Source organism: Cobetia sp. Dlab-2-AX, assembly GCF_024124625.1.
Classification (GTDB): Bacteria; Pseudomonadota; Gammaproteobacteria; order Pseudomonadales; family Halomonadaceae; genus Cobetia.
This window is the reverse complement of the sequence record NZ_JAMXRV010000002.1, coordinates 109,226-122,073: the sequence shown is the minus strand read 5'-3', so window position 1 is coordinate 122,073 and position 12,848 is coordinate 109,226. Positions and strand designations below refer to the sequence as shown.

Sequence of the window (12,848 nt, the reverse complement as noted above, 5' to 3'; positions counted from 1 at the left end):
CACGCCTGTCATCATATGTCGGTGTCGCTGAAGGAGACTCGCGCTTGCATGGGGAATTACGCTTGATCACGGGCAGATTCCTCGCATTTATTTGTTTTCACTAATACCCTGCGGGCAAGAATGCCTTCTATGGCATATCTCGCGATAAAGCCTCTTGTTCAATGACAGGGAGTCAAGAATGACAGGGATGACGAAGGCGTTATTGGCAGCTTCCATCACCTTCGTGATGGCAGGCTGTACCTCGGTGCAGGTTCAGCCTCTGGAGCGCATGTCCTATCTGGATACCGTGTGCATCGAGCGCAATGAGGCCGTGATCGTGCCGGGGTTCCTGAGTGTGATCAAACGGGGCTTCAGTCGCAATGGCTTGAATACGCGAGTCTATGACGCTCCGGTCCCCGGCCATTGTGAAGTGATATTGACGTATACCGCTTTGCGCTCCTGGGACGTCACGACTTATCTGTCACACGCAGAGCTCTGGCTCAATGATCCGTATGGCGATGAAATTGCCTATGCGCAATATCATCTTGTCGCAGGGGGTGGCCTGACGTTCTCCAAGTTTGCCGGAGTCGAAACCAAGATGAACCCGGTCATCGATGACTTGCTGGTCAATTACTGACGTGTCTGCCGTGATGGGCATTCAAGCCATCTCCTTGCACGCCTCATCGGTACGTCATTTCTCGCCATGATGGCGCACTTGATAGCGGGGCCGGCGCTTTTATCATGCGCCGGCCCCTGCGGAGACTCTCGAGCCATCTGGTGTGCTGGAATCTCAGGGTGCCATGCCCATGCCTCGGCTGATCGTCGGGGCGCAGCGCTCGGGGTTGATGCTGACCACGCGTAGGCGATGCCCATCGGGGAGCACGCAATCGAGCACCTGCCAGGCACAGCCGGGGGCGCTGCTGCCGTGACTCTCGATCAGATGCGCTCCCTGGGCCTGCCATTGTTCGCGGAAGCGGGCAAAGTCCGTTCGCTCGATCTCAAGCGTCAGCTGGCGGCTGTCGGGTTGCTCGGCACTGCGCTGCAACAGCAATACGCTGGTCTGCTTGTCTCGGCGATGGTTCAGCTCCAGGGTCGCGCTGGTGGCGTTGCGCAACAGGATGGGCAGGGCGAGTGTTTCGGTGAAGAAACGGCAAGCGGCATCGAGGTCGCGCACTTCAAGGATGGCTGGGTGCAGGGAAAGGCGCTGAATCATGGCGAAGCCTCATGGCGTGAGGGGAAGAAGGGATGGGGGACTGGCTCAATTGCGTGAGCATGGAGACAGTGTCGTGTCCGTCCGGGTGAGACGCACTTTGAATCTGATGATGGTGGTGATGGCTTTACGCTATCTGGGGCCTTGTCGCGCTCGCGAAGGCCCGGGGCAATCGCTGTGGCAACTTGTCGCATTAGTGGTTTCACGGGTGTGAATGGTTAGCATCCCTGTCATTGACCCTGCTGCCTTTACCTTCTCTGCACGCCACGCTGGAGTGTTCATGTCGCCGCGCAAGCTGATCCTGATGGGACTCAGTGCTTTTGCCCTCGTCATTATCGCGTTGATCACGGGGCTTTCTGCCTCGCATCAACCGCGTGATGCGTGGCCGACGACCCTCGAGCTGCCTTCCACGCGGGGGCTGCTGCACGCGGACACCCTGTCTCGGGGGGAAGCGGGTCACCTGAGCGTGCTGATCCCCGGCTTTACGCATTGTCCGGATATCTGTCCGTTGTCGCTTGCCCGGCTGCAGATGGCCTGGCAACGCCTTGACGAGACTTCACGCGCGCATCTGCATCCGATGTTTCTGACGCTGGATCCGGCGCGCGACACCCTGCCCGTGCTGTCACGTTATCTGTCTGCCTTCAGCCTGCCGGTGACCGGCCTTCGCCTCTCGTCACAGGACGACACGCGTCTGGAGGAATTTACCCAGCGCCTCGGTATCCAGTTTCAGCGGCGAGAACCCGAGCAGAGTCATCCCCCTGAACACGCGCAAGCGCAGGCGTCGGTCGGTGAGGCCGATTACATGATCGACCACAGCGTGGCGATCTTCGTGATCGACGAGCAGGGCCGGCTGCGTGACACCCTGCCGCTCAGTCAGACGCCTGCGCAGCTTGCTGATCGCCTGACGTTCCTGCTCCAGTCCGTGGCCGCAGCGCCGTCCTCTGCCGGTGTTGCGACCGTCAACACGAGCGCAGATACGAACGCTGATGCTCCGGTCACGGGGGGCGCATGACAGTGACTTGTCCCTCGACTCGCCACGCCAGGCGTCAATCCGTCTCCTATCATCGCGCCCTGTCGCGACTGACCGCGGCCAATGGGCATGTCGTCTTCGTGATGCTGATCGCGTTGGCCGCCATGCTGGTCATGCCGCTGGCGGCCCCGCGTGTGGTGATGGTCAACGACCATGCCGTCTTCGAGAGCGTCGGTGCCGGGCGTTGGGTGAGTGCCGATAGCGACTGGATAACGCGTACCGCTCGCGAAAGCGGTTCGCAGGCGCAGATCACCCACAGTTCCGCTGCCTCGGATTGTCCGTTGGCCAGCATGGCGGCCTTCACGCTGGCATTGGTCGCCGTTGCCCTGTTGCTGGCGTTGGGGCGGTTGTCTCGCGACGCGGCCCCGCGTCCCTGCCTTGTCGCGTTTCGCGACATCAATGTCTATCTGCGTCCGCCCGGGCGCGCGCCACCTCACGATTCCCTCGCGCCATGAATTGCTGGGCCACCTCGCAGTGGCTCTCCATAGTGTTCGGTGACCTCACGTTGACCGGCGGACAAAGTATCCGTCGAGCGTCGTGGCACCTGTCGATGGGTAATCGAGATGAGTTCAACGACCAATACCGACACCGCGGGTCGCGCCGCTCGCGGTTTCAGCGATATCTACCGTGCCGTGTGGCGCTGGCATTTTTATGCCGGCCTGCTGGTGCTGCCTTTCCTGACCTTGCTGGCCGTCACCGGCGGTCTTTATCTGTTCCGTGAAGAGATCGACCACTTCGTGCATGCCGACCTGATGAAGGTCAACACGCCGGTGGTGCAACAGGCCAATGGCCAGGCACAGGCGAGTGTCCCGCTGAGCGAGCAGGTGCGTGTCGCCGTGCAAAGTCTGCCCGGCAAGGCCGTGCGTGTCGTGCCGCCTGCGGCCAGTGACTTGACCACGGAAGTCGATATCGTGGCAGCCGATGGCAGTGGCAAGCAGGCGGTCTACGTCAATCCCTACAGCGGTGAAGTGCAGGGGCAGATGGCCTACCGTGACAGCATCATGTGGACGGTGCGCAATCTGCACAGCCTCGCCATCACCGGCCCCATCGGCAATGCCGCGATCGAGATCGCCGCCGGCTGGAGCATCCTGCTGGTACTCAGCGGCCTGTATCTGTGGTGGCCGCGGGGCCAGAAGGGTGGCGTCGTCACGCTGCGTACCACGCCTGCGCGCCGTCTGTGGTGGCGCGACCTGCATGCCGTGTGTGGCATCTTCGCCGCTGGTTTCATCCTGTTTCTCGCCGTGACTGGCATGCCGTGGTCAATGGTGTGGGGTGCCAAGGTCAACGAGTTGGCCAACGGGCATAACTTCGGGTATCCCGATGGCGTGCGCGTGAATACGCCGATGTCGGATACCCGTCTGGTGGACCAGGAGCGGACGACCTGGTCGCTCGAACAGGCCGTTATCCCGTTATCTTCCTTGCCGGCTGCAGCGACAAGCCACGTCGTGGACGAGGGAGAGCATGCCGGGCATGGCGATGGGGGCACCAAGTCTGGTGCCGAGAAGTCATCCGGCGCTGCGGGCGTGCCGCTGAGCGCCGCCGCGATTGCCCATGCCGATATCGGCCTCGATCAGGCTGAGCGCATCTTCGCTCGCGAAGGCCTGGCACCGGGCTATGCCATCAATCTGCCGGGCTCGCCGCAAGGCGTCTACACCGGCTCCATCTATCCGGATGCGCTGGAGCGTCAGCAGGTGGTGCATGTGGATCGCTATTCCGGCGATGTGCTGCTGGACATGCATTACGCCGATTACGGCCCGCTGGGCCGAGCGCTGGAGTGGGGTATCAATGTCCACCTGGGGCAGCAGTACGGGCTGATCAACCAGCTGGTGCTGGTACTGGCCTGTATCGCGATGGTGATGATGAGCGTCGGTGCGGGCGTGATGTGGTGGAAGCGTCGTCCGGTGGGCGGTATCGGTATCCCGCCGCTGCCCAAGGAGCGCAAGCGTATCGCCGGTGTCTGGGGCTTGATGATGATAATCGGTGTCATCTTCCCGCTGGTCGGCCTCTCGCTGATCGTGATGGGGCTGCTGGATTGGCTGTGGATTCGCGCCACGCACAAGCGTGGGGATGACCTGCAGGAGGCCAAGGTGTAAACGGGCACACCTCTCCACTGGCGGGCACGTTTACCGTCTTCGCCAGTGGGCCTGCCATGCTCGCACCGGTCGTTCGACAAGGCCTACGCTTACCACGTCAATCGCTTCTACGACGATCCGTTGCAGGGCGATGTACAGGTCAATGAGCCGGGGCGTATTTTCTGGACGCACGCCAGCTGGAGTTTCTAAGACCCGCACCCTCTCAATAGTGAGCGCTGTTCGCCGTTATTCGTTAGAACGCAAGAAGCCCGCCATCGGTCATGTCACCGGTGGCGGGCTTCTTGTATTACGAGCGAGCTCGAGTGCTTTCAGCGCTCGCAACTCATCTCTCGAACCTTCAGGCGCGGCCGACGTGCTCGCGTAGGTGCGTGCGGTAGGCCTGGGTGTAGGCTGCCAGGTCAGGGTTCTTGATCACATCAGTGGCCAGGTAGGTCGGCAGGGCCGTCATGCCGAGGAATTCCATCGCCTTGTGCACCGGGAAGTAGACGCCATCGATGCCCTTACCCTCGAAGAAGTTGCCTTCTTCATCAAAGGCCTCAAGTGGCGCATTCCAGGTCAGTGACAGCATGTACTGGCGGCCCTGCATCAAGCCGCCAGTGCCGTAGCCCTGGGTCGGACTGGTGCGATGACGGCCATCGCTGGCGTACAGCGAGCCGTGGCCCTCAGTCAGGATGTCATCGAGATACTTCTTCACGGTCCACGGCAGGCCCATCCACCAACCAGGGGTCTGATAGATGATCAGGTCCGCCCACAGCTGCTTCTCGATTTCTGCCTTAGCCTCGAAGCCTTCCTCGATGACGGTTTCACGCACCTCATGACCCAGCTCGGCCAGCTCACCGCGCGCCAGTTCATGCAGCGTCGCGTTCAGCTCGCCATTGGAATGGGCAAAGGCCTTGCCGCCGTTGATCAGTAGAATCTTCATGCCGGGTACTCCACAACTGTTGGCTTTTCAGCAATGGCGCACAGCATGAGCGTTCGCAAGTCATTGATAAAGCGGCGCTGGCGTAAAACACCTTTGCTGTGGGTGCAACAATCCGATCAGATTGCGCGCGATATCTACGCATTCACTCCCTTCATGCCTTCTGCGGTATGAGCACCCAGGAAAGGGATTGTATTGCTGATGGTTGTGGCGGTCGGAATTGCGCTCAGAGCTTTCGGCCAAGCTCACTAACGCAACTGCTTCAATTCCTGCCAGTTGGTGGTGTAGCGGGCGCTGCGGTGGGCGCAGCGCAGTTGCCAGGCGGCGTCGGGGCGTGCGACGCCGAGGCGCACGGTACCGCGGCCCATCTTCTGATTCATGGCGTCCAGTGTCGCCATCAGCTGCTGACTGCGTTCACGCTTGGCGATATCCGCTTCGTTGTCGAGCAATGAGAGTTGCTCGCGTGGCTGGTCGATGAGGTCGAGCAGCATCACGCCAGCCTTCATGAAGCGATAGCCGCGCAGGTAGATATGCTCCAGCGCCTGTTGCGCGGCGGCGAGTATCTCGCGGCTGTCATTGGTGGGGGCGGGCAGCTCGATGATGGTGCTGGGTGAGTATTGCGGCAGGTCGGGTCGGTGGCGATTGCTCTTGAGGAAGACCAGCACGGCGCGTGTCAGGCTGCCTTGATGGCGCAGCTTCTCGGCGCCGCGTTGGGCATGCTGGCGGATGGCATCTCTGAGTTCATTCAAGTCACCGGTCATGCGTCCGAAGGAGCGCGAGGTCATGATGCGCTGGCGGGCGTCATCGGCATCATTCATCTCGAAGCAGGGCGTGCCTTGCAGTTCGCGCGCGGTGCGTTCCAGTACCACGGAATACCGCTGGCCGATGGCGCGCGGGTCGGCGCAGCGCAGGTCCCAGGCAGTGTGCAGGCCTTGCAGTGCCAGGCGTTCGACCAGTCGTCGGCCCACGCCCCAGACATCGCCTAGTGGCGTATCGGCCAGCAGGCGCTGGGTGCCGACTTCATCGGGTTCCAGCACGCATACACCGCCGAATTCCGGACGCTTCTTGGCAGCGCGATTGGCCAACTTGGCCAGCGTTCGAGTTGGTGCGACCCCGACACACACGGGAATGCCGGTGAACTTGCGAACATTGCGGTGCAGGGTGCGGCTCAATGTCAGCATCGAGTTGCGATCAAAGCCATCGAAACGCACGAACATCTCATCGATGGAGTAGGGCTCGACCCCGGCGGAATATTCCTCCAGCACCTCACGCACGCGCGCCGACATGTCGCCATACAGCTCGTAGTTGGAGGAGAGCAGGTGGATGCGCCCCTCACGGACGAGTGGCTGTAGCTGGAAGGCGGGGGTGCCCATCTCCACGCCCAGCGCCTTGAGTTCGTTGGAGCGCGCGATCACGCAGCCGTCATTATTGGACATCACGCCGACAGGGCGGCCCTCCAGGCGCGGGTCGAACACTCGCTCGCAGCTGGCGTAGAAGTTGTTGCAGTCCACCAGTCCGATCATCGGCGTATTCATACCGCGTATTCGTGGATGACGGAACGCACCACCCCCCAGACCTGGCATTCGAGGTCGAAGATCGCGACCGGCGGATACAGAGCATTGCCGGAACTCAGGTAGGGGCGCTGACCGATCAGTTCATAACGCTTGACCACCACCTCACCCTCGACCAGCGCCACCACGATATGCCCGGGACGGGCATCGATGGAGCGGTCTACCACCAGGGTGTCGCCCTCATAGATGCCGAAGCCTTCCATGCTGTCACCCGCCACCGTCATGAAGAAGGTCGCTGCCGGACGCTTGATCAGCCGCTCGTTGAGGTCCAGCGTGCGCCCCGCGTAATCCTCGGCCGGCGAGGGGAAGCCGGAAATGCCAGCGCGCCCCGTGATGTGAGGGTGCGGCAGCGCACAGGGTTCCGGCGCTGGATGAGGGCGAGCCAGCGAGGCGTGGGACGGTTGAGCGGCAGATACGGTCATGGGTGGGGTCTCCTTTCGATACTGTATTCATATACAGTATCGGCGCTGAGAAGCCCTCAGGCAACCGATAATCCCTGTGAGTGCTGCACATTCACGAGACGCAGATCAGATGAGGTGCACCTGTGTTCAATGGTGGACGGCAGGTAAAGCTGCTAGCGGAAAAAATTTCCCGGTAGGCCTCGCGTTTGCGTTTGCCTGATATCCGCCTTACCTTCGTTATTCCTTATATAACAATATTAGAGGTGTGGAATGCGGCTTCCGATGTTGGCGGTGGGTTTGGCATACGGTATGTGCAGTGCCGGTGCGCAAGCGGCGGACTATCAGGATGTGCAGGATGCCGTCGAGCAACAGCGAGCGCCTCTGCTGGAGACGCTGGAAACACTGGTCAACGTGGATTCGGGAACGGGCTACCGTGAAGGCTTGAATGACGTTGAGGCAATGCTGACCCAGCATCTCGAAGCGCTTGGCGCACAGGTGGAAACGCACCCTGCCAAGACCTATGGCGGCAATACGATTGTTGGTCGCCTGCAGGGAGATGGCAGTCGCAAGATCATGTTGATGATTCACTACGACACCGTCTTCGATGAAGGCGCCGCCACGGAGCGTGCCTTCCGTATCGAGGATGGGCGTGCCTATGGCCCGGGCGTGGGCGATGCCAAGGGTGGCGCAGCCGTTATTCTGCACAGTCTCGAGGCGCTGAAGTCGCTCGGGTTTGATGACTATGGCCAGGTGACGGTTGTCTTCAATCCTGATGAGGAGAAGGGCTCGCCGGGCTCGCATGACCTGATTCATGAGCTATCGGCAGATCAGGATGCCGTGCTGGTATTCGAGCCTACCTTCGCTGACCCGGGAGTTGATGCCGTCACCGTCGTCACTAAGGGCATCAACTATGCGTTTCTCGAGGTGAAGGGCCGTGCCTCCCATGCCGGTGGCGCACCAGAGGAAGGGCGCAACGCCATCATGGAGCTGTCTCATCAGCTGCTGCAGTTGAATGAGCTTGATGATGCGGACAAGGAGACGACGCTCAACTGGACGATCGTCGAGGGCGGCGTCAAGCGCAACGTGATTCCGGAGCATGCCAGGGCGGAAGGTGATATGCGCTACTTCGATAGCAGCGAGTATCAGCGTGTCCTGGAAGAAGCGCAGGCCATCACGAAGAACCAGTTGATCGATGATACCGAAGTGGAGTTTCACCTCGAGAAGGGGCGTCCGCCGCTGCCTGACAATCCGCAGAGTCAGCAGCTGGCCGAGCAGGCCCAGAAGATCTATCAGGAGTTGGGGCAGACACTGCAAGCGGTCGAGATCGGTGGCGGCACCGATGCAGCCTACGCCTATCATGCAGATTCCGATAAACCGGCAGTGCTCGAATCCCTGGGTCTCGTCGGCGGCGGCTACCACAGCGATCAGGAGTTCGTGCTGGTCGATAGCGTCGTGCCACGCCTTTACCTGACGACGCGCATGATCATGCAATTGTCCGAGGATCAGCCGCAGGAGTGAAACCGGGGTTGTAGCGGTAAATGATATGCCGTCATGACAGCAAGCCCAAAAAAGCCCGGCCTCCAGGAGGCCGGGCTTTTTTGGGCTCTTGCCCCGTCCTGAATATAGTTGACACGTTCTGACCTATCTTTAGGGAGAGCGTGATGAACCATGGACCTAAGTCCATCGAATCGTAGATCAGGTTTTCAGAGCGCCGCCGAGGACTTCCGATATCTGGTCGCGATGGATAAACAGCACGACGGCAGCGATCAGTCCAAGCACGATGGCTGGGACCGCAGACGGGCCGAGAATGAACCAATGCGTCAGTACGGCCCCAACCATCGTGCCACCAAGAACCGAAGCGCCGACTACCTGTCGGTTCGGCCACCACAGCAGCGCGGCGCCCGAAACCTCGATGACCCCTGTGAGGTAGCGAAGCCATTGACCAAGACCAACGGCATCGAATGTCTCCACCATCATGGGAATGCCGGCGAGTTTTGCACCACCTGCGCCAATAAACACAAAAGTGAGTAGGGCTCGCAGCCCCAGCGAGAGATATTTCATCTTCAACTCCAATCTATGGATTGTTTGCCGGAATATAAGTGAGGCACCAATTCGCCACAACTGATCGAAATGCGCACCTTATGCGCGTTGATGCGACACGGGTAGCCTGATAATCTGGGAGCATGCAACATTGGACAGAACTTCGAACCGCGCTCATGCTCGCCCGCCATGGCACTGTCAGCGCCGCGGCGGACGCCTTGGGCGTGCATAGGGCCACCGTCAACCGGCACGTCGACACACTCGAGACGGCATTTCAGACCAAGCTATTTCAACGCCATGCGCGGGGATATACGCTGACGGAGAGCGGACAGGAGATGCTTGACGTTGCCAGTCGCGCCGACGAGATGTTCATCGATCTAGCTGGCCGTAATCGGGGCCGCTCGGGTAGGCTATCTGGCAAGCTCGTCGTGACCGCCCTCGCGGGTGTCGCACCGCTGATCATGCCGGCGCTGCGGGAGTTCCACTTCGACCACTCGGAGATCGAACTGGAATTCTCGGCCACGACCGATCTTGCGCGCCTCGAGCACGGCGAGGCTCATGTCGCCTTCCGTGCCGGCCCTAAACCCCAGACCCCGGACTATGTGGTCAAACTATTCCGGCATGTTCGCTTCGGCCTCTACGCCAGCCGCGACTATGTTCGCCGACTCGGGCGACCAGATATCGGCAAACTGGACGGCCACAGCTTCGTTGGCTCCATCGACGAAACCTCGCCGCTGCCGTTCGCCCGTTGGATGCGGGAAAACCTTGATGCGGGCACGATGCTGATTAAGGTGGCTGACCCGCAGGTTATGGAGGCGGCCGTCAAGGATGGGCTCGGCATCGGTTTCCTTGGCGAGCACGAGGCAGCCCGAGACCCGGGCCTGATCGAGATCCTGCCCCCATCAGAAGACTGGTCGGTGCCCATCTGGATCGTCACCCACGTCGACCTCCATCGCACGGAAAAAGTGCAGCGGTTCCTCGAGAAGCTTTGAACCGCGCGCCTTCACCCGATGTATATCGACCGCGGGGACACCCGGCGTTTCTTCCGGGTCTCCATAAATCGCAGAACACCCACATCGGGCGGCGATCCGCGCTCACAGGAACCTGAATTCAAGCAACAAGCGCAGCATCTTCGGTATTCAGGGCTCTTGAAGATTCCCCAGGAAAACCTGTTCCGGTGTGCGATAGCGATACGTTTTCGGGGGCGGTCATTCAGCTTCTTGACCACCTTGCGCAGCTTGGCATCGGTGACCTGTCTCACTTTGGACGGTGAGCCGAGAAGGGTGCCGGCGCTGCCCCTCCCGCCTCTACCTCATGGCCCAAAGTGCTGCGGTTATTCTGTGAATCCAGGTCGTGCATCAAGTACTGTGTCTTGTGAGTTGTGTAGCTACATGGGTTGCCTTGTCAGATCAGACGGGGTGCACCTGTGTTCAATGGTGGGCGGCAGGCAAAGCTGTTAGCGGATATTGCTCATCGGTATCTCACGAAAAAGCCCGGCCTCCAGGAGGCCGGGCTTTTTTGGGTCTTTCCCAATGCTGTTCTGGCTATCAGCCCGCCGGGCTCAGGATGCGGATATCGCCATCGGCGATCCAGTCACCGGCGTTGTCGCGGAAGCGCTGCATGTGTTCGGTCTCACGGTGGGCCTGCAGCGCATCGTGGGATTCCCAGGCTTCCACCACCGTGATGGTGTCGGGGCGTGGGTCGTTGTCCTTGTCGGCGGCGCGTTCGGAGTCCAGACACGGGTGGTAGGCGTGGCAGCCATCTTCCTCGCGCACGGTGGGGGCGACGGCGCAGAGTTCATTGAAGACATCCTGAACGTGGCCTTCCTTGGCGGTAACGGTGGCGATTACCCAGATCATCTTGGCTCCTTGTGACGGTGCTGACCGCCGATGTTGTCGGGATTCTCGTGATGAGATGTCCTGACTATGTGGAGCCGTTTTTGGCCACTGCAAGGGGCAGGGGCTGACTGCCGGCATGACCCCGCGTGATGAGCACACGAAAGCGCCGGACAGCAGGGCTGTCCGGCGCAGTTGTCATCAGACGATGATCCGCGGATCAGAACAGGAAGGCGATGGATCAGGACGGGAAGGCGAACTGGGCGCCTTCACGCAGACCGGCGGAAGGCCAGCGCTGGGTGATGGTCTTGCGGCGGGTGTAGAAGCGCACCGCGTCCGGGCCGTAGGCGGACAGATCGCCGAACAGCGAGCGCTTCCAGCCGCCGAAGCTGTGATAGGCGACCGGTACCGGCAGCGGCACGTTGATGCCGACCATGCCGACCTGGATGTGATCACTGAAGTAGCGGGCGGCTTCGCCATCACGGGTGTAGATGCAGGTGCCGTTGCCGTATTCGTGATCATTGATCAGCTGCATGGCGGCTTCCATCGAATCGGCGCGCACGACCAGCAGCACCGGGCCGAAGATCTCTTCCTGGTAGCAGGTCATCTCCGGGGTGACGCCATCGATCAGGGTGCCGCCGACGAAGAAGCCGTTCTCGCCGCCTTCGACCTGCGGATTGCGGCCATCGACCACCACCGTCGCGCCTTGCTGCTCGGCGCTGTCGATGTAGCCGACCACCTTGTCACGATGGGCCGCGGTGATCAGCGGGCCGAAATCATTGCCCTTGTCGCTGTAGATGCCGACCTTGAGGCCTTCCATCTGCTGCTTCATCTGCGCTATCAGCTTGTCGGCGGCGTCATCGCCCACGGCCACTGCGACGGACAGTGCCATGCAGCGCTCACCGGAAGAGCCGAAGGCGGCGCCATTCAGTGAGTTGGCCACGTATTCCATGTCGGCGTCCGGCATCACGATGGCGTGGTTCTTGGCGCCACCGAGGGCCTGACAGCGCTTGCCGTTGGCCGCGGCGCGGCTGTAGATGTATTCAGCGATCGGGGTGGAACCGACGAAGCTGACTGCCTGGATGCGCGGGTCGTCCAGCAGCGTATCGACGGCTTCCTTGTCGCCATTGACGACATTCATGACGCCGGCCGGCAGTCCGGCCTCCATCAGCAGCTCGGCGATGAACAGCGTGGAAGTCGGGTCGCGCTCGGAGGGCTTGAGGACGAAGGTGTTGCCACAGGCGATCGCCATCGGGTACATCCACAGCGGTACCATGGCCGGGAAGTTGAACGGCGTGATGCCGGCAACCACGCCCAGCGGCTGGAATTCGCTCCAGGAATCGATGCCCGGGCCGGTATTGCGGCTGTGCTCGCCCTTGAGCAGTTCCGGGGCGCTGCAGGCATATTCGACATTCTCGATGCCGCGCTGCAATTCGCCCAGCGCATCGTGACAGATCTTGCCGTGCTCCTGACCGATCAGGCGGGCGATCTCGTCGGCGTGTTCTTCCAGCAGCTGCTTGAAGCGGAACATCACTCGGGCGCGCTTGATCGGCGGCGTGTTGCGCCATTCCGGGAAGGCGGCCTCGGCGGCCGCGATGGCTTCTTCGACCGTCGCCTTGCTGGCCAGACGCACCTGACCGCCGACTTCGCCGGTGGAGGGATTGAAGATGTCCTGGGTACGGCCTTCGCTGTGATCGATGTTGCCGTTGATGAGGTGTCCGAGCGTCTTCATTGGATGGGCTCCCTGAGATGACTTGTGAAATGAATGGC

Annotated in this window: 13 protein-coding genes; 6 read left to right on the top strand and 7 right to left on the bottom strand. The window is 61.1% G+C overall.

Annotated elements, in window-relative coordinates:
• Positions 1–178: 178 nt before the first annotated feature.
• Positions 179–616: an Sbal_3080 family lipoprotein gene (locus NH396_RS03630; RefSeq protein WP_131431883.1), complete on the top strand. Its 438-nt coding sequence runs from the start codon at positions 179–181 to the stop codon at positions 614–616.
• Between the two features lie 153 nt (positions 617–769).
• On the opposite strand, the gene NH396_RS03625 is transcribed toward NH396_RS03630, so the two are convergent.
• Positions 770–1,192, bottom strand: a complete 423-nt coding sequence (locus NH396_RS03625) for a glyoxalase/bleomycin resistance/dioxygenase family protein (protein ID WP_043332174.1) — start codon at positions 1,190–1,192, stop codon at positions 770–772.
• Positions 1,193–1,469: 277 nt separating this feature from the next.
• Between NH396_RS03625 and NH396_RS03620 the strand changes: the two genes are divergently transcribed.
• The 3 genes from NH396_RS03620 (at position 1,470) to NH396_RS03610 (ending at position 4,312) form a co-directional block, all read left to right on the top strand.
• Positions 1,470–2,201, top strand: coding sequence for an SCO family protein (locus NH396_RS03620; protein ID WP_253061739.1), 732 nt, complete (start codon positions 1,470–1,472; stop codon positions 2,199–2,201).
• A complete protein-coding gene (locus tag NH396_RS03615) occupies positions 2,198–2,674 on the top strand; it encodes a hypothetical protein (protein ID WP_253061737.1) in 477 nt (158 codons plus the stop codon). The genes NH396_RS03620 and NH396_RS03615 overlap by 4 nt, the downstream gene beginning before the upstream one ends.
• Before the next feature lie 108 nt (positions 2,675–2,782).
• Complete coding sequence (locus NH396_RS03610) at positions 2,783–4,312, top strand: PepSY domain-containing protein (protein ID WP_253061735.1); 1,530 nt, start codon at positions 2,783–2,785, stop codon at positions 4,310–4,312.
• Between the two features lie 337 nt (positions 4,313–4,649).
• Here NH396_RS03610 and NH396_RS03605 read toward each other — a convergent pair whose 3' ends face one another.
• The 3 genes from NH396_RS03605 to umuD form a co-directional block, all read right to left on the bottom strand.
• Positions 4,650–5,234: an NAD(P)H-dependent oxidoreductase gene (locus tag NH396_RS03605; protein WP_043332160.1), complete on the bottom strand. Its 585-nt coding sequence runs from the start codon at positions 5,232–5,234 to the stop codon at positions 4,650–4,652.
• Between the two features lie 245 nt (positions 5,235–5,479).
• Complete coding sequence (locus tag NH396_RS03600; protein ID WP_253062188.1) at positions 5,480–6,754, bottom strand: Y-family DNA polymerase; 1,275 nt, start codon at positions 6,752–6,754, stop codon at positions 5,480–5,482.
• Positions 6,755–6,762: 8 nt separating this feature from the next.
• Positions 6,763–7,224, bottom strand: coding sequence for a translesion error-prone DNA polymerase V autoproteolytic subunit (gene umuD / locus NH396_RS03595; protein ID WP_043332158.1), 462 nt, complete (start codon positions 7,222–7,224; stop codon positions 6,763–6,765).
• A 270-nt stretch (positions 7,225–7,494) separates the two neighbouring features.
• Here umuD and NH396_RS03590 point away from each other — a divergent pair, with 270 nt between their 5' ends.
• On the top strand, positions 7,495–8,721 hold the full coding sequence (locus NH396_RS03590; RefSeq protein WP_253062186.1) for a glutamate carboxypeptidase: 1,227 nt from the start codon (positions 7,495–7,497) through the stop codon (positions 8,719–8,721).
• Positions 8,722–8,898: 177 nt separating this feature from the next.
• Here NH396_RS03590 and NH396_RS03585 read toward each other — a convergent pair whose 3' ends face one another.
• Entirely contained in the window at positions 8,899–9,264 is a 366-nt protein-coding gene (locus tag NH396_RS03585) for a DoxX family protein (RefSeq protein ID WP_253061733.1), read from the bottom strand.
• 122 nt (positions 9,265–9,386) lie between these two features.
• Between NH396_RS03585 and NH396_RS03580 the strand changes: the two genes are divergently transcribed.
• Positions 9,387–10,235, top strand: coding sequence for a LysR family transcriptional regulator (locus tag NH396_RS03580; RefSeq protein ID WP_290441690.1), 849 nt, complete (start codon positions 9,387–9,389; stop codon positions 10,233–10,235).
• A 555-nt stretch (positions 10,236–10,790) separates the two neighbouring features.
• Here NH396_RS03580 and NH396_RS03575 read toward each other — a convergent pair.
• Both NH396_RS03575 and NH396_RS03570 read right to left on the bottom strand, forming a co-directional pair.
• Positions 10,791–11,102, bottom strand: a complete 312-nt coding sequence (locus tag NH396_RS03575; protein WP_043332154.1) for a putative quinol monooxygenase — start codon at positions 11,100–11,102, stop codon at positions 10,791–10,793.
• A gap of 217 nt (positions 11,103–11,319) precedes the next feature.
• On the bottom strand, positions 11,320–12,810 hold the full coding sequence (locus NH396_RS03570) for a CoA-acylating methylmalonate-semialdehyde dehydrogenase (protein ID WP_043332153.1): 1,491 nt from the start codon (positions 12,808–12,810) through the stop codon (positions 11,320–11,322).
• Between the last annotated feature and the right edge of the window lie 38 nt (positions 12,811–12,848).

Excerpts from the sequence above, each read along its gene's own strand:
- NH396_RS03630 (WP_131431883.1), top strand. The coding sequence starts at position 179 with ATGACAGGGATGACGAAGGCGTTATTGGCAGCTTCCATCACCTTCGTG.
- NH396_RS03625 (WP_043332174.1), bottom strand. The coding sequence starts at position 1,192 with ATGATTCAGCGCCTTTCCCTGCACCCAGCCATCCTTGAAGTGCGCGAC.
- NH396_RS03620 (WP_253061739.1), top strand. The coding sequence starts at position 1,470 with ATGTCGCCGCGCAAGCTGATCCTGATGGGACTCAGTGCTTTTGCCCTC.
- NH396_RS03615 (WP_253061737.1), top strand. The coding sequence starts at position 2,198 with ATGACAGTGACTTGTCCCTCGACTCGCCACGCCAGGCGTCAATCCGTC.
- NH396_RS03610 (WP_253061735.1), top strand. The coding sequence starts at position 2,783 with ATGAGTTCAACGACCAATACCGACACCGCGGGTCGCGCCGCTCGCGGT.
- NH396_RS03605 (WP_043332160.1), bottom strand. The coding sequence starts at position 5,234 with ATGAAGATTCTACTGATCAACGGCGGCAAGGCCTTTGCCCATTCCAAT.
- NH396_RS03600 (WP_253062188.1), bottom strand. The coding sequence starts at position 6,754 with ATGATCGGACTGGTGGACTGCAACAACTTCTACGCCAGCTGCGAGCGA.
- umuD (WP_043332158.1), bottom strand. The coding sequence starts at position 7,224 with ATGACCGTATCTGCCGCTCAACCGTCCCACGCCTCGCTGGCTCGCCCT.
- NH396_RS03585 (WP_253061733.1), bottom strand. The coding sequence starts at position 9,264 with ATGAAATATCTCTCGCTGGGGCTGCGAGCCCTACTCACTTTTGTGTTT.
- NH396_RS03580 (WP_290441690.1), top strand. The coding sequence starts at position 9,387 with ATGCAACATTGGACAGAACTTCGAACCGCGCTCATGCTCGCCCGCCAT.
- NH396_RS03575 (WP_043332154.1), bottom strand. The coding sequence starts at position 11,102 with ATGATCTGGGTAATCGCCACCGTTACCGCCAAGGAAGGCCACGTTCAG.
- NH396_RS03570 (WP_043332153.1), bottom strand. The coding sequence starts at position 12,810 with ATGAAGACGCTCGGACACCTCATCAACGGCAACATCGATCACAGCGAA.